The 18730-nt window shown below is 71.5% G+C and carries 17 protein-coding genes; 7 read left to right on the top strand and 10 right to left on the bottom strand.

All coding sequences use genetic code 11. The annotated features are described in order from the left end of the window. Positions 1-80: 80 nt before the first annotated feature. Genes BG418_RS06260 through BG418_RS06230 form a run of 7 tightly spaced genes read right to left on the bottom strand, consistent with a single transcriptional unit; the run spans position 81 to position 10494 of the window. Positions 81-1271, bottom strand: a complete 1191-nt coding sequence (locus tag BG418_RS06260) for an MFS transporter (RefSeq protein ID WP_188272695.1) — start codon at positions 1269-1271, stop codon at positions 81-83. A 56-nt stretch (positions 1272-1327) separates the two neighbouring features. Next, positions 1328-2647, bottom strand: coding sequence for a peptide ligase PGM1-related protein (locus BG418_RS06255; RefSeq protein ID WP_188272694.1), 1320 nt, complete (start codon positions 2645-2647; stop codon positions 1328-1330). After that, positions 2644-3333, bottom strand: coding sequence for an isochorismatase family protein (locus BG418_RS06250; protein ID WP_188272693.1), 690 nt, complete (start codon positions 3331-3333; stop codon positions 2644-2646). Before BG418_RS06250 ends, BG418_RS06255 begins: the two co-directional genes overlap by 4 nt. Positions 3334-3386: 53 nt before the next feature. Continuing rightward, on the bottom strand, positions 3387-4607 hold the full coding sequence (locus tag BG418_RS06245) for a 3-deoxy-7-phosphoheptulonate synthase (protein ID WP_317453530.1): 1221 nt from the start codon (positions 4605-4607) through the stop codon (positions 3387-3389). Then, entirely contained in the window at positions 4604-6568 is a 1965-nt protein-coding gene (locus BG418_RS06240) for a chorismate-binding protein (protein WP_188272692.1), read from the bottom strand. Before BG418_RS06240 ends, BG418_RS06245 begins: the two co-directional genes overlap by 4 nt. Positions 6569-6580: 12 nt before the next feature. Beyond that, positions 6581-7321: an alpha/beta fold hydrolase gene (locus BG418_RS06235; RefSeq protein ID WP_188272691.1), complete on the bottom strand. Its 741-nt coding sequence runs from the start codon at positions 7319-7321 to the stop codon at positions 6581-6583. Continuing rightward, positions 7318-10494, bottom strand: a complete 3177-nt coding sequence (locus tag BG418_RS06230) for an amino acid adenylation domain-containing protein (protein WP_188272690.1) — start codon at positions 10492-10494, stop codon at positions 7318-7320. The genes BG418_RS06235 and BG418_RS06230 overlap by 4 nt, the downstream gene beginning before the upstream one ends. A gap of 503 nt (positions 10495-10997) precedes the next feature. Here BG418_RS06230 and BG418_RS06225 point away from each other — a divergent pair. Continuing rightward, positions 10998-11582 carry a TetR family transcriptional regulator gene (locus tag BG418_RS06225; protein ID WP_188272689.1) on the top strand — a complete coding sequence of 195 codons (585 nt, stop codon included), beginning with the start codon at positions 10998-11000 and terminating at the stop codon, positions 11580-11582. On the opposite strand, the gene BG418_RS06220 is transcribed toward BG418_RS06225, so the two are convergent. Beyond that, positions 11579-11941, bottom strand: a complete 363-nt coding sequence (locus tag BG418_RS06220; protein WP_188272688.1) for a LysR family transcriptional regulator — start codon at positions 11939-11941, stop codon at positions 11579-11581. The two genes, BG418_RS06225 and BG418_RS06220, sit on opposite strands and share 4 nt — an antisense overlap. Before the next feature lie 419 nt (positions 11942-12360). On the opposite strand from BG418_RS06220, the gene BG418_RS06215 reads away from it, so the two are divergent. The 5 genes from BG418_RS06215 (at position 12361) to BG418_RS06195 (ending at position 16379) form a co-directional block, all read left to right on the top strand. Next, positions 12361-12588, top strand: a complete 228-nt coding sequence (locus BG418_RS06215) for an acyl carrier protein (RefSeq protein ID WP_188272687.1) — start codon at positions 12361-12363, stop codon at positions 12586-12588. Continuing rightward, positions 12585-13511, top strand: a complete 927-nt coding sequence (locus BG418_RS06210) for a thiamine pyrophosphate-dependent dehydrogenase E1 component subunit alpha (protein WP_317453529.1) — start codon at positions 12585-12587, stop codon at positions 13509-13511. Before BG418_RS06215 ends, BG418_RS06210 begins: the two co-directional genes overlap by 4 nt. Continuing rightward, positions 13508-14530, top strand: coding sequence for an alpha-ketoacid dehydrogenase subunit beta (locus BG418_RS06205; RefSeq protein ID WP_188272686.1), 1023 nt, complete (start codon positions 13508-13510; stop codon positions 14528-14530). Before BG418_RS06210 ends, BG418_RS06205 begins: the two co-directional genes overlap by 4 nt. After that, positions 14527-15678, top strand: coding sequence for a 2-oxo acid dehydrogenase subunit E2 (locus tag BG418_RS06200; protein WP_188272685.1), 1152 nt, complete (start codon positions 14527-14529; stop codon positions 15676-15678). Before BG418_RS06205 ends, BG418_RS06200 begins: the two co-directional genes overlap by 4 nt. 125 nt (positions 15679-15803) lie before the next feature. Then, on the top strand, positions 15804-16379 hold the full coding sequence (locus tag BG418_RS06195; protein WP_223184435.1) for a 4'-phosphopantetheinyl transferase superfamily protein: 576 nt from the start codon (positions 15804-15806) through the stop codon (positions 16377-16379). Here the strand turns inward: BG418_RS06195 and BG418_RS06190 are convergent. Further along, entirely contained in the window at positions 16355-16990 is a 636-nt protein-coding gene (locus BG418_RS06190) for a TetR/AcrR family transcriptional regulator (protein ID WP_188272684.1), read from the bottom strand. The genes BG418_RS06195 and BG418_RS06190 overlap by 25 nt on opposite strands. Before the next feature lie 153 nt (positions 16991-17143). Here BG418_RS06190 and BG418_RS06185 point away from each other — a divergent pair, with 153 nt between their 5' ends. After that, positions 17144-17767, top strand: coding sequence for a hemerythrin domain-containing protein (locus BG418_RS06185; protein ID WP_188272683.1), 624 nt, complete (start codon positions 17144-17146; stop codon positions 17765-17767). 69 nt (positions 17768-17836) lie between these two features. Here the strand turns inward: BG418_RS06185 and BG418_RS06180 are convergent, their stop codons facing one another. Next, positions 17837-18700 carry an SDR family oxidoreductase gene (locus BG418_RS06180; protein WP_188272682.1) on the bottom strand — a complete coding sequence of 288 codons (864 nt, stop codon included), beginning with the start codon at positions 18698-18700 and terminating at the stop codon, positions 17837-17839. Positions 18701-18730: the final 30 nt, after the last annotated feature.

Here is an 18730-nt window from a genome sequence, read left to right as displayed (position 1 = left end):
TCAGCGCTCCCTTCCGCCGCGTGACCCGTCGGCCGACGACCACCGCCCGCTTCCCCCGCGTGACGCCGTCATCGGGCTGCTCAACTGACCGCCTCTTCCGCCCGCGTCTGCCGGAACCGCAGTTCGGCGGCCGCGCTCACCCCCGTCAGCAGCAGCGTGATGACCACGCCGCCCAGGATGGCCACGACCGGGGTCGAGCCGTCGAGGACGATCGCCGCCACCGACGCGGTGAGGGTGTAGCCGACGCCCTGCACGGCGTACTGGATCGAGTAGCCGGCCGTGTGCGCGTGCTCGGGGAGGCGTTCGCGCAGGCTGAGGCTGCGGGTGACCATGACCCCGGCCTGGAAGACACCGGCCGCGAGGAACGCGACGGCGATGCCGATCAGGTTGGGCAGCACGGCGGACATCGACACGCACACCGCGGTCAGCAGCAGGAACACCAGGCTCTGGCCGCGTACAGTGCCCGGCCAAGTGCGCAGGCCGTAGAGGAACGCGCCGAACGCGCTGGTCAGCGAGAAGAGGGCGAGCAGGGCGCCGGACCAGTTGACGGTCAGGTCGCGATACTCCAGGAGCGGCGTGAGGGCCAGCTCCGCCGTGGCGAGCATCGCCATGGCCGCCGCACTGGTGAGGTAGATCGGCCAGGCGGAGGCGAGGACCCGGCCGCGTGCCGCCTTGGCCTGGCCCGTGCCCTCGTCCTCGGCCGCCGCCGGGCTGGCTTCCGGCAGCAGCAACAGTACGAGCGCGGCCGCGACGAAGCCGATGGCGCCGAGCGCGAGCGGGGCGCGGGGCGAGACGTTCACCGCGAGCAGGACGACGAGCGCGGGCGCACCGCCCCAGGTGACCTGGGTCAGTACCGTCTCGGCGCTCAGCGCCTTGGGCTCGTCCGCCTTGTCGACCAGGGCGATGAGCATGCTGCGCATACCGCCGGGACCTGCGGCCGGGGCCGCGCCGCCGAGGAACGCCAGCGCGACCGTCAGCGCCATCGAGGCGTCGGGGAACAGCGCGAGTCCGGCGAAGGCCGCGCCGCCGACGGCCATGCCGATCGACAGATGCAGCCGCGTGGGGTGCATCCACGCACCGAGCACCACCGAACCCAGCACCTCGCCGAGCACGTACGCACCGGCCAGGGTGGCGCCCAGCGAGTAGCCGCCGGACGTCTCCCTGACGAGGAACACGAGCCCCAGCGGGGCGATCGCGATGGGCAGTCTGCCCGCGAAGGCCGTGAGCATCCACAGCAGGACGTTTCTGGTCAGGATCTTCCGGTAACTCATGTTCCCTGTCTTCTTCCGGGTGCTCGGTGCTCGCGGTGCCCGCCGGGCCTAGGCCGTCAGGCGAAGAGCGCCGACAGCACTTCCTCGGTCCGCTCGGCGGCGGCCATGTCGGTGGCGATCAGGCAGTACTCGACGGTGCCGCCGAACCGGCTGTCGTCGGAGGTGATCACGACGCCGGTACGGGTCGCCGGGTCGAACGCCAGCCCCCGCTCGGCGAGTTCGCGCACCGCCTCCGTGAAGGAGGGGACCTTCCAGGCGTGGCGCTGGATGAGGACGCGCTCCTGAAGGAAGTCGTCGCCCACCAGCTGCTCGGCCAGGTAGTTGATGTGGGTCGAGCCGCCGACGCGGCCGTTGAACTCGTTGAGCAGGATCGGGCCGTCGGGCGTGACGATGCCGTCGACGCTGATCGGACCCCGGTAGCCCATCGCCCGCACGGTCTCGCAGAGCCGGTGCGCCTCCTCCAGGAAGCGCGGGAACCCGGGGTGGTCGGCGGACTTGGCCGGGATCACCAGGCCGTTGAAGATCGGGCCCATCAGCATCTCGCCGTGGCCGAAGAGGCTGGTCTCCTCGGCGGTGATGCGGAACTCGGCGTAGACCGGGATGCTGTCGGGGGTGTAGTCCTCGACGACGACGGGCCGGGTGTCGTCGTTGGAGTACCAGCCCCACTGCCGGTCCAGATGCGCGGCGAGCGCCTCACGGGTCTCCACGACGGTGACCTCGGGGGCGCCGATCGGGGTGATGTCGGCGGTACGGCTGAGGATCGCGTTGCCGTAACCGGCGACGTGGAAGTCCTTCTTCACGATGGCGTGCCGGTCCGCCGAGAGCAGCACCCACAGGAACTCCTCGGCCGCGCCCCGGTCGAACGCCACCGTGCCCTCGGGCACCGGGCTGCCGATGCCCGCCGCCAGCGCGCGGAAGGTGGCCTTGCTGTTGAGGAGCTGGCCACCGCCCTGGTGGATGTACGGGAATCCGGGCGTCGTGGCGTCGAGGCCGAACTCCTGGGTCAGCCGGACCACCGAGCTGTCGAAGTAGATCGGGTAGACGCTGGTGATCTCACCCTTCTCCACATACCGCCGGATCTGCTCGACGAAGGGAGCGTCCTCCCAACGGTCCGGGGTCAGCACATCGGTGCCGAGGCGGCCCGGCGGCGGGGCCATCACCGCGATGTCCGCGCGGCTGCGGCCGGTGAGCCCGGTGACGTACGCCAGGAACTCCTCGCTCGGCACATGCGGCACCACCAGGACGTCGCCCTCGGCCGCGTACCAGATCATGCGCTGGGCGGTGACGCCCGCCGTGCGGCGGTGCTCGGGGGTGAGCTCGTCGAGGTCGCCGACCATCTGGGCGGTGCGGTTGTTGGCTATGAACAGGGTGGTCATCGGGTCTCCACTGAGATCGCTGTGCTGGAGGGGGTCGTCGCGGCCATGGCCGTGGTGATCTGGCTTACGGCCGTGTGCGTCGGCAGCACCACCGCGCAGCGCTCGGCCGCGTACCGCAGGGCCATGTGGTGGTACTCGGCGGTGAAGTCGGCGACCGCGTCGGACACCATGAAGGTCTCGATGTCGTTGGTGTACGACTCGACAGCGGTGGCGAGGCAGCCGATGTGGGCGTAGATACCGCAGATGACGAGCTGGTCGCGGCCCTGCTCGCGCAGGAGGTCGAGCAGCCCGGTGCGGTGGAAGGCGCTGTAGCGCCACTTGGTGAACACCCAGTCGCCGGGGCGCGGTTCGATGCCGTCGACGACCGCGCGCTGTTCGCGGCTCACGGTCATCCCCGGACCCCAGAAGTCGTTGAGCAGACCCCGCTCGGGTGCGGTCATACCGCCGGGCTGTGCGGTGTAGGCGACTGGCATCCCGTTGGCGGCCGCGGAGTCGCGCAGCGCGCGGACGTTGGCCGTCAGCGAGAGCGCGGGCTCCTGGCCTGCGGGGAAGGCGTCGACGAAGTACCGCTGCATGTCGTGGACGAGCAGCACCGCACGGTCGGGGTCGATGCGCCAGGTGACCTGGTTCTCGGGCAGCTCGGCGCCGGAGGGCGGCGGATAGGACTGGATCGCGGGAAGTGCCATGGGGGCGGATCTTTCGGCAGACGACGGTTCGGGGGATCGACGAGCCAGGAAGCTCAACTGGCTTGCTGCGGCCAGGCGTTGGCCACGGCGATGGCTTGCTGGAGGTTGAGTCGCGGGTCGCACAGCGTGGTGTACGCGCCGGACGCCAGCGGCTCGGAGTCGGCGACACATTCGGCGACCGGCTCCGGCGTGGCCTCCAGGTGGAGCCCGCCCGCCGTGCCGCCCTCCTGGGTGACGGCGGTGTGGAAGCGCTGGAGCTCGTCGATGACGGTGGCGACCGACCGGGTCTTGCGGCCACCCCGGTCGGTGTACGTGTTGGCGTGCATCGGGTCGCAGAGCCAGCTCACCGGGTGCCCCGCGTCGCGTACGGCCGCCACCAGTGCGGGCAGGCGCTCGCTCACCACGTCCGCGCCGAGCCGGGCGATGAGGGTGAGCCGCCCGGGCTGCCGGTTGGGGTCGAGCCGGGCGCACAGCGCGAGCAGTTCGTCCACCGTCATGGTCGGGCCGACCTTGCAGGACACCGGGTTGGCGATCCTGGACATCAACTCCACGTGTGCACCGTCGAGTTGACGGGTGCGCTCGCCGATCCACGGCCAGTGGGTGGAGGTGAGGAAGGTGCGGTTGTAGGCGTCGCGGCGCAGCTGCGGCAGCTCGTAGTCGAGGACGAGCGCTTCATGGCTGGTCCAGACGGGGGTGCCGCCGGGCCGGGTGTCGTGCCGGTCGTGCAGCCGGTCGAGGACGGACGCGGCCGCCTGGTGGCAGTCGAGCATCCGCAGTGGATCGTGGCGTCGCTCGTACGGGTCGAAGCCGGGCGCGTTCACCAACGGCCCACGAAATACCGGGAGTTCGACGCCGTCGCGCTGTTCGACCGGTTGCGAGCGGGGCTTGGCGTACTGGCCCGCGATGCGGCCGACGCGCAGCACCGGGAGTCCGGCGCGGGCCTGGAGGATGCCGGCCAGGCAGTCGATCAGCCCGGCCTTGCGGTCGACGGCTTCCTGGGTGCGGTCGGCGGGGTCCTCGGCGCAGTCCCCGGCCTGGACGACCAGGGCCCGGCCGAGTGCGACCTCGGCGAGCAGGGCCCGCAGGCGTACGGTCTCGTGCGCGGGGACGAGCGGCGCGCTGTCGGCGAGCTCGCCGCGCACCTTCGCCAGCAGCTCCGCGTCCGCCCAGGACGGCTGCTGCCCGGCCGGCAGTTCGGCCAGCGAGTCCCGCTCTCTCGCGGGCAGCGGAAGCAAGGTGGTGTCCGGGCGCCGGGCCTCGGTGGTGATGCTCAACGGTCGGTCCCCCGTGCGTGGTTGGGCATATCGGTTTCGTACGGCGTCTTGAGGGCCGTGGTCACCAGGTCGTGGAGCAGGGCCGGGCCGTGCTCGGTGAGCAGGGACTCGGGGTGGAACTGGGCGGTGGCGAAGCCGGGGCCGCGCAGCCCGTGCACCTCACCGGTGCGGGTGTCCCGGCTGATCTCGACGGTCCCGGAACCGTCCAGGTGGATCCGGTCGCTCTCCGTACGTCCGGCGAAGGCGTTGTAGAAGCCGACGCGCACCTGGCTGCCGAAGAAGTCGATCTCCTCCTGGAGTCCCTGGTTGGGGACCTCCTTGCGTACGAGAGGAAGGCCGAGGACACCCGAGACCACCTGGTGACCGAGGCATACGGCCACACACGGGATCCGGTGTTCGAGCAGCCGCTCCACCAGGCTGCGCACCGCCGCGATCTTGGGGTCGGCACTCTGGCGCGGGTCGCCGGGGCCGGGGCCCACGACCACCAGATCGACGTCGTCCAGGGCCGACTCCGGCAGGTCGTACCAGGTGTGGATCGTCACCTGCGGTCCCAGCGAACGGAGTTGGTGCCCCAGCATCGCGGTGAAGGTGTCCTCGTTGTCGACGACGAGCACGCGCAGCCCGGCGAGTTCCGTGTGCTCCGAGGGCCGGGGCTCCAGCCAGAACCGGGCCAGGCCCTGGTTGTACCGGGTGAGCCCGTCCTGCACCCTGGGGTCCAGAGCCAGGGTGGACACGGCCGCCTCCCGCCGGTCGTCGGGAGCCTGTTCGTCCCGGAGCGCGCCGAGCAGTCCGGCGGCCTTGGCGTGGGTCTCCGCCACCTCGCTCTCCGGGTCGGAGTGGCGCACCAGCGTGGCGCCGACGCCGAGTTCGAGACGCCCGGCGCGGTCGACCTCGGCCGTACGGATGAGGATCGCGGAGTCCATCGCCCGGCGTCCGTCGCCGTCCCGGCCGATCAGGGCCAGCGCGCCGCTGTAATAGGAGCGGCCCCGGGGTTCGTACTGCCGCAGCACCCGGCAGGCGCTCTCCACCGGGCTGCCGGTGATCGTCGGCGCGAACATGGTCTCGCGCAGGATCTCGCGGGCGTCCAGCGAGCTCTCGCCCCGGATGAAGTACTCGGTGTGGGCGAGCCGCTTCATCTCCTTGAGGTAGGGGCCCTCCACCCGTACGCCCGGATCACAGATCCGGGTCATCATCTTGAGCTCCTCGTCGACGACCATATGGAGCTCCTCGCGCTCCTTGCGGTCGGCGAGCAGGCCCAGGGCGCCCTCGACGGTCGGGCCCGAGGCCGGATAGCGGTAGGTGCCGCTGATCGGGTTCATGGTGACCGTGCCGGCCTCCAGGCTCACATGCCGCTCGGGCGAGGCGCCCACGAAGGTGCGGTCGCCGGTGTGCACGAGGAAGGTCCAGTACGTGCCCGACTCCCGGGCAAGGAGCCGCCCGAAGAGCGCCAGCGCGGCGGCCGGGGACCAGTCCTCGACGGTGGCGACGAAGGAGCGCTTGATGACGAAGTTGGCACCCGCGCCGTTGCCGATCTCCTCGGCGAGCACCTTGCGGACGATCCGCGCGTACTCCTCGTCCTCGATGTCGAACCCCGCGTCGCTCAGCGTCTGGGGGACGTCGGGGATCTCGGCCAGGAGCCGTGCGACGGAGAGCTCGCGCTGCTCGCGCACGCTCATCACCACCAGCGGGGCACCGTCGTCGTTGCAGGCGTAGCCGCGCTCGGTGATCTGCCGGTACGGCAGGATCGCGAGGAGTTCATGGCGCGGGCCTTCGGCCGCAGGCGTCGTGGTGTCGAGCGGCAGGTCGGCGAGGCGGTCGGCGGCCGTGATGTCGCCGAGGAGGAGTTCGAGTCCGTCCTGGCCCGTGGCGTGCGGGCGGTGGAGCAGTGCGAAGGGGGAACCGTCCAGCAGGACGGGGGGCAGGGCGGAGGGCAGGGCGCTGCCCGGTGCGGTGTCGGCCATGGCGATTCCTTGTCAGCCCGCGAAGGTCCCGTACGAGCCCTGGTCCAGGGTCGTCAGGAAGTCGTCGATGTGGCGCAGCAGCGTCGGCGTACGGGCGGCGTCCAGGACCTCGAAGTGGTCGCAGTCCACCTCCCGCACCCGCAGGTTCGGGGCGCGCAGGGCCCACTGGTCGAGCTGGTCGGCGCCGCGCCCGGCCGTGCAGGAGAGCAGCAGGGCCGGGGGTTCGCACTCCGCCGAGGCGAGGTGGGCGTGGGCCGCGTCGAGGTGCGCGGCGGCGACCTCGCGTACCCGCGGGGCCTGGTCCCAGGTCGGCTCGAAGCCCATGGAACGGCCGATGCGGTCCAGGACCTCGTCGCGCGTCGCACCCTCGCGGTCGGCGAGGCGGGCGTAGCTGTCCACCATCACCACCGCCGGGGCGGCGCCCTCGCGGCCGATCCGGGCCGCGAGCTCCCAGGCGAGCACCCCGCCGAGCGACCAGCCGACGAGGTAACTCGGCCTCACCGGACGGGAGTTGATGAGGTCGAGATAGCGCTCGACCATCGTGGGCACATCGCGGTCGGGCTCCTCGCCGGGCATCAGGCCCATGGCGCGGATCGCGTGGACGGGGCCACGGTGGGTGAGTCCGCCTGCGAGCGAGTAGTACGGGCTGAAGCCGCCGCCCGCGGCGGGGAGCAGCACGGTGTGCGCGTCGCCGGTGCCCCGGCCCAGCGGGACCAGCAGGGGCGAGGCGAACGTGGCCGGTGGCGTGGTCATACGTGCTTGCCTTCCATGGTGATGAGCTCGGCCAGCGCCCGCACGGTGGGGGTGCGGAAGAAGTCGAGGATCGTGATCTGCACGCCGTGGCGCTGCTCGATCCGTGCGAGTGCGGTGAGCACGTTGAGCGAGTGGGCCCCGTGCTCCACCAGCGAGCCGTCCACCGGCACGTCCGCGCCGAGGAGTTCGGACCAGAGTGCGCACAGTTCGGTCTCCAATACGGATGCGGGTCCGCCGTCGGCGGTGGGTGCGGCGGGGTCGTCCTGAGCCCGCTCGACGAGCAGTTCGGGCAGCCGACGCAGCAGCGCGGCCCGGTCGAGCTTGCCGTTGTGGCTGGTGGGGATGGAGTCCACGGCCAGGACGTGGGCGGGGTGCATATACGAGGGGAGGCGGGCGGCGAGCGCGTCGCGCACCGAGCCGGTGCTCGCCCGCGTCGCCTCGTCCAGCACCACGAAGAGCAGCAACTGCCGCTCCACGCCGTCCTTATGGGTGGCGGCGACCGCCGCACGTACTCCCGGCAGAGCCGTGGCCGACGACTCCAGCTCCCCCAGCTCGACCCGGTAACCCCGGATCTTCACCTGGTCGTCGTCGCGTCCGGCGTACACCAGCACCCCGTGCTCGTCCCGGAAGACCTGGTCGCCCGTGCGGTAGCGGCGGGCGTCGGGACCGTCGCCGTAAGGGTCGGGCACGAAGCGCTCGGCCGTGCGCTCGGGATCGTTGACGTAACCCAGGGCCGGGCAGCGGCCGCCGAGGAGGAGTTCGCCGGTGACGCCGAGCGGGGCGAGGTGGCCGGTGACGTCGACGATCTGGGCGGTGACCCCGGGAAGCGGGCGGCCGATCGGTACGTGGACCGGCCAGGGCAGGGTGTCGCGGGTCAGTTCCTGCGCGGTGACGACATGAGTCTCGGTCGGCCCGTACATGTTGAACAGGCGGATGTGCGGCCGCAGTTCGAAGAACTCCTGAACACTGGTGTCCGCCTGGAGCTGCTCGCCCGCCACGCAGATGTGGCGCAGCCCGGGCAGCCGCTCCCCCAGATCCTCGGCCGCGAGCGCGAACGGGCGCAGCGCGGCCACCGGCAGATAGAGGTGCGTCACTCCGGTCTCGGCGACCCTGCGTACGAGCGCGGGCAGGTCGCGCCGGTCCACGGGCTCGCGCGAGACCAGCGTGCCGCCCGCCACCAGGGTCGGGAAGATCTCCTGGAAGGAGACGTCGAAGCCGATGGGGGCGTACTGGAGGAAGCGTGTCGTGCCGTCCATGCCGAGTACGCCGAGCTGCCAGTCGGTGAGGTTGACCAGAGCGCCGTTGCCCATGAGGACGCCCTTGGGGCGGCCGGTGGAGCCGGAGGTGAACATGGTGTACACGGGGTCGTCCGGGCCGCGCCCGGTCACGTCCGGCCGTCCGTCCCGCGCGCCTTCGGCGGCCAGGTCGGCGGGGTGGTCGACGGTGACGTCCGTACCTTCGAAAGAGCCGACCACCAGTCGGCACCGTGCCTGATCAATCATCATGGCCAGGCGTTCCGGCGGCAGTTGGGTATCCAGCGGCAGATACGCGGCCCGCCGGGCCAGCGCGGCGAGGACGGTGACGACCGTGTCGGTCAGTCCCCGGGTCGCCACTCCCACGACGCCGCCCGGCCCGACACCGCGCCGGGCAAGCCCCCCGGCCACCTCGTCGACGCGCCGGGCCAGCTCGCCGTAGCTGATCGGCGCGCCTTCCTCGATCACGGCGGTGCGCTCGGGGTGCTGGGCGGCGGTGGCCATCACCCACTCGTAGACGGTGTCGTACGGGAGCGACCGCGCGGGCGGCGCGTCCTGGCTCGCCGGTACGGAGTCCTCGAAGAGCCCGGCCACCGTACGGGTGTCGCTTCCGGTCGAGGCATGGGTGAGCGCCTGGCGCAGCGAGTCGGCCAGCGCCTCGGCGACGGGGGCGGGCAGCAGGGTCCGGTCGTGCTCCAGCTCCAGGAGCCAGCCGTCCGCGGTCGGCGTGGCGAAGAGGAGGAGGTCGAACTTGGCCGAGCCGTTGCCGTGTTGGCGTACACCTCGCACGGGCGCGCCCGGCTCGGTGACCGTGCTGTCCTGCACGGCGAGGAGCGCGGAGAAGACGGGGTTGCGGTCGCTGGTGCGGTCCGGCGCGTACTGCTCCACCACCCGGCTGAACGGCAGCTGCGTACGGAACTTGGTGTCCTCGACCTCCTCGTCGACGACCTTGGCGACGAACTCGGCGAAGGGCGCGTCCCAGTCGACGGGCACCGACAGCGGCAGGGTGTTGACGAAGAAGCCGCACAGGTCGAAGGAGTCGAGCGTGCGCCGGGACATCAGCGTGGCGCCGAAGGTCGCGGACGCGTTGCCGCAGTGGCGGGCCAGTACGGCCGCGTACACCGCCGAGAAGAAGGTGAAGGGCGTGACGCCCAGCCTGCGGCAGGCATCGTCCACGGCCGCCGACTCCTCGACGGAGAGCGGGAGTTCACGCCGCGCGCCGGAGAAGTCGGTACGGGTGGGACGGCCGGGGCGGGGGTAGAGCTCGGTGGCCGGGGCGGCGCGCAGCCGGGCGGCGAGCTCCCGCGCCTCCTGCGCGATGTCCTCGTCCTCCGCCGCCGCGAGCTGCGCCTCGACCTCGGCACGCAGGGCCGCCTCACGGACCGGCGCCAGGGCGCGGCTGTCGAGGGTGCCTTCCAGTGCCGCGTTCAGATCGCGTACGAACGGGCCGGCGGAGAAGCCGTCGAAGACGGTGTGGTGGACGGCGAGCAGCAGGATCGCGTCGCCGGGCCCGCCTTCGGGCGCGAGGTGGGCGGCGACGAACAGCGGCGGCGCATTCAGCGTGAAGGCGTGCGCGCCGAGCTCGTCCAGAAGGGCCTCGCGCGTGGCGGCAAAGTCGGCCGAGGCCCGGTGAGCGCTCAGCGGGACATTCTCCGGGGTGAGCGGCGGGACCAGCTCCGCGTGCGGGGTGGGTACTTCGCCGAGTCCCAGGCGCAGCGCGGGCTGCACCTCGGTGACTGCCGCGAGGGCGGTGCGTATGTCCTGCGACGAGAACCGGGGGTCGAGCGTGAACTCGATGACGATGTTGTAGAGGTTGCGGGCGGGCACCGAGCGGTGGATGGCCATCAGGCCGAGCTGCGCCTCGGTCAGCGGGAAGGCATCAGGATGTTCCGACGTCTGCGGCTTCTGCGGTGTGTGCACAGGAAAGACCTCACGGATTTGCGGGTGGCGCCGGTTGCGGCAGCACTGGGGTCCACTCCGGCTGCGGCCGGACTCCCGGCCGACTGCGGCACGGCGGGCCGGGCTCCGGCCGGGTGACGTGCGGCCGGGGTGACGTGCGAATCCCGCACCGCCCGGAGAGCGGGCCCGGGGGGAGACGCCCCGCACTCACGAAATCACCCCGGCGCGACGGATTTCAAATGTCATCGGATACCCCGATGACAGGAGTGAACGAATCCCCGCCCGTAGCCCAACTCCCCACGTTCCCGCAGGTCATGACGGCGAGAGGAGGCGGTGGACACACCGTCCGACGTCTGCCATAGTTCGCGCTGGGTTTCCCCCGGACGAGGTGCGCGAGCGTTCCCGCCCCGCCGGTCGCGGGGGACCGTATGAGCCGCCGAGGCGCCTCTCCCGCCGCGTCGAACGCGGCCCACCCCACCGCGTGCGGATTCCCGGGTGCGACCGAGGCACGAAAGGATCTGACCGTGATCAAGCAGGACAGAGCGCTGCGCACGCACCGTTCGATCCTGGACGCCGCCGCCGAGGAGTTCTCCGCCCAGGGATACGCCGGCACCCAGCTGCAGTCGGTGGTGCGGCGCACCGGGCTGACCAAGGGTGCGCTGTACGGGCACTTCTCCTCCAAGGCGGAGCTCGCGACCGAGCTGATCCGCCGGTTCGACGACGACTGGCGCGCACTGCTGCGGCGCGCCGAGGCCGGGGCGGCGGACGGCAGGCCGCTGGCCGCGCTGCGCACGCTGGTCCTGGACCTCGTCGGCCGGATGCAGCACGACGTACGGTTCGCCGCGGCACTGCGGCTGACCTGCGAGGACGCACGTACGCGGGAGGCTGTGCCCACGGTGGTGCGCGAGTCGCGGCTGGTGGTGGAACGGCTGGCGCGACAGGCGCGGGAGTGCGGTGAGATCGAGCCTGGCCGCGACATCGACACGCTCGCCCGGCTGCTGCTCGCTGCCGTCTTCGGGCTGCGCGACACCACGGCGGCCGCCGATGGCGACTGTCTGGTGCTGCGGGCGGGCGACATCTGGGAGTTGCTGATGAGCTCGGCCCGCTAGTCGCGGGCCCGCGACGGGGACGGGATCGCCCCCGCCAGGGACAGGGGCTCACGGCGCGCACGAACGGCGGCGGGCACGCCGGTGCGGCGGCCGCCGTCCGTACTCGTACGCACCTCGCGAACAGCCGATTCCACCGCGTGCAGGATCTGCTCCGCGCGCGGCTGCAGGCGGGCGCCCGCCTCGGTGAGTTCGATCGGCAGCCGGCCGCGCCGATGGAACAGCTCGGCCCCCAGCGCCTGCTCAAGGCTCTTGATCTGGCCGGTCACCGTGGACTGCGCGCAGTACAGGTTCCTGGCCGCCTGGGTGAAGCTCAGCTCCTGGGCGACCTCGCGGAAGACACGCAGATGCTGTATTTCCATGTTCTCCCCTCCCACGACACCTGGATCGTCCGATGAGCGGAGACACGTACTCCGCTCTCGGGGCCGAAAATATACCTAACGGTATGTTTATTGCAAGGGCGCCGGCCTCCCCTGCCGGGAGCGTGGCCCATGCCACAAAATAGCCCGTGACCTGCACCTAAGACCTGGCGGGGTGCCCCGACAGACCCAGGTCAAGCTCCGTTCACACCCCCGTTACATGCGCGCTCCGCTTCCATCGAGATGTCTGATCGCAATTGAAACCGGCATGAAGGTTTGCTTTTACTGAGGTCCCACGCAGCCACAGCGTGTCCGGCCCAAGCGCCCTCCCCCGTGCCAAGCACCGTGGGGCCCTTGGCACTTGGGCCGCATCCACCACCGACTTCTTGGTTGTCACCGCAACCGCTCGGAGTGTTTGACGCATGAAGCTTGAAGACGTCGTCTCGGACGTACTCGGCATCCCCCGGGGGGAAGTCGACGACAGCCTGGGGCCGGTGCGCGACAGCCGCTGGACCAGCCTGAAGCAGATGCAGCTGATCATCGCCCTGGAAGGGCGGTACGCGACCTCCTTCAGCCGTCAGGAGGTCCGCGCCCTCAAATCCGTCGGCGCGATCCGCGAGGTCCTGCTGAGCAAGGGGCTCGCGGCGTGACGATCACCGAACCCTCCCCCCTCACGTCCCTGTCGGCGCTCACCGACGCCGACCTCGACTCGCTGCTGCTGATCCGGCACTTCGAGCAGAAGCTCCTGGAGCTGTTCGGCGCCGGGAAGCTGAACGGCACCACGCACACGTGCCTGGGCCAGGAGTACGTGCCCGTATCGCTCGAACCTCTGCTGCGCCAGGGCGACTTCCTCTTCAGCAACCACCGCGGCCACGGCCACTACCTGGCCCGGTTCGCCGATCCGGCCGGGCTCCTCGCGGAGATCACCGGCCGCGAGGGCGCGGTGTGCGGGGGTGTCGGCGGCAGCCAGCACATCTTCCGCGACAGCTATGTCTCGACCGGCATCCAGGGCGAGAGCCTGCCGGTAGCCGCCGGCGCCGCGCTGCACTTCAAGCGCCAGGGCCTGCCCCTGCTGGCGTGCGCGTACATCGGCGACGGCACCTGGGGCGAGGGGTCGGTCTACGAGGCGCTGAACATCGCGCGCCTGTGGGAGCTGCCGCTGCTCGTGGTCGTGGAGAACAACGGCATCTCGCAGACCACCCCGAACGCGGTCAACATGGCCGGTACGGTGGCGGACCGCGCCCGTGCCTTCGACATCGAGCACCACCGTGTGACGACCAACGACATCCCCACCATCCGCGCCGAGCTGGAGCCCAGGATCGCGCGGGTGCGGGAGCAACGTATGCCGCTCGTCGTGGAGTTCGACACCGTACGCCTCGGTCCGCACAGCAAGGGCGACGACACCCGCCCCGCCGAGACGGTCGCCGCGGCGCAGGCCCGCGACTGGTACACCGCCTGCCGGGAGGCCGACCCGGAGCGCTTCGCGGCGCACGACCGCACCCAGCGGGAACTCATCGACCGCGTCGCCGCCGACGTCCTGGCGCGACCGCTGGCAGCCGGAGGGACGGCATGACGCGCAACGAACGCGTGGGCGAGAACCTCAACCGCGCCCTGCACGAGGTGATGGCGGCCCACGAGGACACCTTCCTGATCGGCGAGGACGTCCTCGACCCGTACGGTGGTGCCTTCAACATCTCCAAGGGCCTCTCGGACCGGTTCGGGGACCGCGTCCTGACCACGCCCATCAGCGAGAACGCCATCCTCGGCGTCGCCAACGGCCTCGCCCTGACCGGTAACAAGCCGATCGCCGAGATGATGTTCGGCGACTTCATCACGCTGGCCTTCGACCAGATCGTGAACTTCTCCGCCAAGTCCGTGAGCATGTACGGGACCCGGCACCCGATGCACCTGGTGGTGCGCTGCCCGGTCGGCGGCCGGCGCGGCTACGGCCCCACCCACAGCCAGAGCCCGCAGAAGCACTTCCTGGGCGTGCCCGATCTGCATCTGTTCGAGCTGTCGCCGTTCCACGACACCAGCACGGTGCTCGCCGGGATGGTCGAACTGGGCGCCCCCTGCGTCTACTTCGAGGACAAGGTCCTCTACACCGAGCGCATGCACCAGCGCGAGGCGGGACCGGTCGGCGGGCTGTTCTCGCTCGACTTCGTCGGCGAGGAGCCGTTCCCGGTGGCCCGGCTCGCCATCGAGGGCGTCGACGAGCCCGACCTCGTCCTCGTCGCGCCCGGCGGGCTCGCCCACCGCGCGGTCGAGGCCGCCCGCGCGCTGTTCCTGAGCCATGAGATCGCGTGCGAGATCTATGTGCCGACGCGGCTGTACCCGTTCGACGCCCAGGTGCTGACCGGAGCGGTGGCGCGGGCCGGGCGGGTGTGCGTGGTGGACGACGCGCCGCCCGGCGGCAGTTGGGGCGGCGAGGTCGCCCAGCAGCTCTACACCCACTGCTGGGACAGTCTGCGGGCGCCGGTCAAGCTGGTCCACTCCGCCGACGCCGTCATCCCGACGGCCCTCCACCTTGAAGAGAACGTCCTGGTGAGCAGCGACTCGCTGGGACTCGCCCTGCGGGAGCTGGCGCAATGATCGAGATCACCGTACCGAAGCTGAACAACAACGACGCGCACTACGACCTTGTCGAGTGGCTGGTCGAGGACGGCGCCACGGTGGGCAAGGACGACGACCTCGCCACCGTCGAGACGTCGAAGGCCGCCGAGGACCTGGTGTGCGAGCACGACGGCGTACTGCTCCGGGCCGTGCAGGCCGGTGAGCAGGTCGCGCCCGGCACCGTCGTCGGCCGGCTCTTCGCCGACGAGGCCGAGCGCACGGCGTACCTGGCCTCGGCGGCCGCTGCCCCAACCGCCGCGTCCGGTCCGGGCGACGATGCCTCGTACGTCCTCACGGACGCCGCGCGCACGCTGGCCGCCGCCTCCGAGGTCAGCGGGGACGAGCTGCGCGCGCTGGGCAAGCGCGTGATCAAGGGTTCCGACGTGGAGGCCCTGCTGGCGCGGCGCGCCCCCGCGCAGGAGGAGGACACGGGCCAGGTTCCGCTGAGCCAGCTCCAGCGCGCCATCGGCTCGGTGGTCACCGAGTCGCTGCGCACCATCCCGACCTCGTTCACGGTGCTCCGCGTACGGGTCGACGCGGCCGAGGACAGCGCCCGCGAGCTCGCGCGGCACACGGACGTCGCCATCAGCCTGCCCGAGCTGCTGATCTCCGAACTCGCCCGGCTGCGCGGCGACTTCCCGGCCTTCTTCGCCACGTACCACGACGACGGCACGATCTCGCATGCCGACGGGTCGCACATCGGGGTGACCGTGGACCTGGGCCAGGGCCTGTACATCCCGGTCGTGCGCGACGCCGACGAGCTGAGCGTCGCCGATGTCGCCGAACGGCTTGAGGACATCCGGTTCTCCGCGCTGCGCGGCTCCTTCAAGGGCAGCGAGCTCACCGGCGCCGCCATCACGCTGTCGCTCAACAACGACGCTGACGTGGTGTTCACCCAGCCGATCGTGTTCCCCGGCCAGACCTGCATGGTCTCGCTCGGCGGCACCCAGAGCGTCCTTGAACTCACCGACGAGGGCGAGGTGGTCGCGACCCGGCAGGCGCACATCGGGCTCGCCTTCGACCACCGGGTCATCAACGGGCGGGACGCGGTGCTGTTCCTCCAGGCCCTCAAGTCCGCGTTGGAGCAGCCGGTGGCCGTGCCGGTCGAGGCGGGGGAGGTCGGCTGAGCGGGCCGCGGCTCCCCGAGCGTTACGCCCCGGACCGGCTGCCCGGGCCGTGGGACGGGGGGCCGCCACGCCTGTGGCTGGCGGGCCCCTTCCTGGGTGGACCCGCGCCGACTGCCGACCGGGCGTTGCTCGACGCGGATGAACTCGCCCGCGCGGCCGCGTTCGTACGGCCCGAGGACCACGCCGTGTACATCCGCGCCCATGCCGTGGTGCGGCGGCTGCTCGGCGGGTACCTCGATGTGCACCCGGGGCGGGTGCGTCTTGTCCGGGAACCGTGCCCGGGCTGCGGTGACGGTCACGGCCGTCCCGCCGTGGCGGGTTCGCCGCTGCACTACTCGCTCTCGCGCAGCGGGCGCGTGATGCTCGTGGGGGTCGCCTCCTCCCCCGTCGGCGTGGACATCGAGGAGATCCCCGCGGCGGACACGGCCGAGACGGTACTGGCGGCCCTGCATCCCCGGGAGCGTTCCGAGCTGCGGGCCGTGGCGCCCGTCGCGCGACCGGCCGCCTTCGCGCGGTGCTGGGCGCGCAAGGAGGCGTATCTCAAGGGGATGGGCACCGGCCTGGCCGAGCACCCGTCCCGTACGTACGTGGGCGCCGCCCCGTTCCCCGCCCGGCTGCCCCGGTGGACCCTGACCGACGTCCGGGTTCCCGGTGGCTATCGGGCGGCGTGCGCGGTTCAGTCGGCGGTCGGTGCCGAATAGGCCGACGTCGCGTGTGCCGCGAGGAAGTCGTCGACGACACGCTCCACGTACTCCCTGGTGACGGTTCGCCCCGCGAGCAGCCGTCGGTACATCAGCGGTCCCGCCAGCTGGTCGACGGCCAGGTCGGCGTCGAGGTCCGCCGCCAGTTCCCCGGCCGCTTTCGCCCGGTCGAGCACGGTCCGGAAGACGCGCGAGCCCTGGTGGTACAGCTCTTCCTTGAGCCGGGCGAAGACCGGGTCGACGCCCGCCCGCTCGATGACCGCGCGCAGCCCCCGGTCGCTCACCGGGTCGTGCAGCAGTCGCCGCAGCCCGTCCAGTTCATGGATCAGGTCCTCGCGCAGCACACCGGTGGGCGGCGCGTGCGCGGTGGAGATGCGCTCGGCGATGACGTCCCGGACCAGCCCGGAGGCGTCGGGCCAGTGGCGGTACAGGGTCGTGCGGCCCACTCCGCTGCGCGCGGCGACGGCCACATGGGTCACCGCCGACCAGCCCTGCTCGATGAGCAGATCGCGGGCAGCGGCCAGGGCGGCGGCCCGGCTGCGCTCGGCACGCGGGTCGGGCCCCCGGCCCGGTGCGTCATGGGTGCTGCTCGGCCCGGTCGGCGCGGACATCCGGCTCCATCCTGTCGTCTTGTCACCAGTGCACCAGTCTGCCCCGGACGGGTTTGTGGAACAACTTGCCCCGGATCTCGGCGTGGGGCATGCTGTTCCATAGATCCGGAACAGCATGCCCCATAACTTTCTATCGAGGACGGCGCCCACCACATGCCCGACCTGACGCTGATGTACGCGACCCACGACGCCTTCCGGCGCGATCTGGGACTGCTGGCCGCGGCCGCCGAGGACCGGGGCACGGCACCCGGCTCGGCCTTCCGGACCGGCTGGGAGACCTTCCAGACCTTTCTGACGATCCATCACACCGCCGAGGACAAGGTCCTGTGGCCGATGATGCGGGCCAAACTCGCCGACGAACCCGCGCAGTTGAGGATGCTCGACGAGATGGACGCCGAGCACGAGGTCCTCGACCCGCCGCTGGAGGCCGTCGAGGACGTGCTGACCCAGGGTCAGCAGCAGCGGCTGCCCGCTCTGGTCGCCGCCGTCGCCGACAAACTGGTCCACCACCTCGACCACGAGGAGCGCGCGGCCCTCCCGGTGGTCCAGGCGGTGCTGAGCCAGGAGGAGTACGACATCTTCGGCACCGAGCAGCGCAAAATGCTCGGCCTCAAGGGCGGCGCCCTGTACTTCCCGTGGGTGCTGGACGGCGCCTCGGGCGACACACAGCGCACCGCGCTCGGCGCGCTGCCGCCGCCGGTGCGGATGATCTACAAGGCGGTGTGGCGCCCGCGCTACGAGAAGCGGACCCGCGCCTTCTCGCAAGCTGCGGCCTGATCGGTCCGGAACGGCACGGTGCCCGGCGTCCGCGAGGCGGACGCCGGGCACCGTGCCGTTCCGGACCGATCAGGCGAAGGCGGCCGTGTGCGCCTCCACCCACTCGCGGAAGCTGTGGCCCGGGCGGCCGAGGACCTGCCGGACATCGGGGAACAGCCGCCCCCGGAAGTCGTCGCCGGATTCCAGGGCCTTGCGCAGCGCCACCATCACACCGTCGGCGGTCTCCTGCCCGTAGAGCCGCGCCATGACCGCATGGTGCTCCTCGATGGAGATCTGCTCGAAGCGCAGCCGCCTGCCGAGCACCGAACCCACCACCGCCACCTGCTCGCGGGCCGTCAGCGCCTCGGGGCCGGTGAGCGCGTAAATACGGCCCTCGTGGCCCGGCTCGGTCAGCGCGCGCACCGCGACCTCCGCGATGTCCCGGGGGTCGATCAGCGCCTCCGGCAGATCGGCGACGGGGCTGCGCACCACACCGTCCCCGTGCACGGCGTCGCGCCAGCCGAGCGCGTGCGTCATAAACCCGTTGGGCCGCAGGATCGTCCAGGCGAGCCCCGACTCCGTCACCGCCCGCTCGGCCTGGCGGTGCCACAGACCCAGCGGCGTGTCGTTCTCCTCCTCGACCTCCGCCACGCCGAGCGTGGAGAGCTGCACGATGTGCTCCACGCCCGTCTTCCGCGCGACCTCGATCAACTGGGCGTCGTGTGTGCGCTTGTTGTGGCCCAGCGACATCAGGAAGACCTTGCGTACGCCGTCGAGCGCGTCCGGGAGTGTGTCGGTCCGACCCATGTCGCCGCCCACGACCTCTATTCCGTCGGGCAGTTGGGCGCGGGACGGGTCGCGGGTGAGGGCCCGTACGGGGTGGCCTGCCGCGAGCAGGCGCGCCAGCACCTTGCCGCCGACGTTGCCGGTGGCCCCGGTCACCAAAATGGTCATGGATATCTCCGATTCGGCTGTTTGGTACGG

Origin of the sequence: Streptomyces sp. CBMA152, from assembly GCF_014596475.1 — a bacterium.
Lineage (GTDB): Bacteria > Actinomycetota > Actinomycetes > Streptomycetales > Streptomycetaceae > Streptomyces.
The sequence above is the reverse complement of the archived record's forward strand: the minus strand, read 5'-3'. Positions and strand labels throughout refer to the sequence as shown.

Excerpts from the sequence above, each read along its gene's own strand:
- BG418_RS06250 (WP_188272693.1), bottom strand. The coding sequence starts at position 3,333 with ATGGCACTTCCCGCGATCCAGTCCTATCCGCCGCCCTCCGGCGCCGAG.
- BG418_RS06185 (WP_188272683.1), top strand. The coding sequence starts at position 17,144 with ATGCCCGACCTGACGCTGATGTACGCGACCCACGACGCCTTCCGGCGC.
- BG418_RS06260 (WP_188272695.1), bottom strand. The coding sequence starts at position 1,271 with ATGAGTTACCGGAAGATCCTGACCAGAAACGTCCTGCTGTGGATGCTC.
- BG418_RS06235 (WP_188272691.1), bottom strand. The coding sequence starts at position 7,321 with ATGACCACGCCACCGGCCACGTTCGCCTCGCCCCTGCTGGTCCCGCTG.
- BG418_RS06240 (WP_188272692.1), bottom strand. The coding sequence starts at position 6,568 with ATGGCCGACACCGCACCGGGCAGCGCCCTGCCCTCCGCCCTGCCCCCC.
- BG418_RS06200 (WP_188272685.1), top strand. The coding sequence starts at position 14,527 with ATGATCGAGATCACCGTACCGAAGCTGAACAACAACGACGCGCACTAC.
- BG418_RS06190 (WP_188272684.1), bottom strand. The coding sequence starts at position 16,990 with ATGTCCGCGCCGACCGGGCCGAGCAGCACCCATGACGCACCGGGCCGG.
- BG418_RS06180 (WP_188272682.1), bottom strand. The coding sequence starts at position 18,700 with ATGACCATTTTGGTGACCGGGGCCACCGGCAACGTCGGCGGCAAGGTG.
- BG418_RS06255 (WP_188272694.1), bottom strand. The coding sequence starts at position 2,647 with ATGACCACCCTGTTCATAGCCAACAACCGCACCGCCCAGATGGTCGGC.
- BG418_RS06220 (WP_188272688.1), bottom strand. The coding sequence starts at position 11,941 with ATGGAAATACAGCATCTGCGTGTCTTCCGCGAGGTCGCCCAGGAGCTG.
- BG418_RS06215 (WP_188272687.1), top strand. The coding sequence starts at position 12,361 with ATGAAGCTTGAAGACGTCGTCTCGGACGTACTCGGCATCCCCCGGGGG.
- BG418_RS06205 (WP_188272686.1), top strand. The coding sequence starts at position 13,508 with ATGACGCGCAACGAACGCGTGGGCGAGAACCTCAACCGCGCCCTGCAC.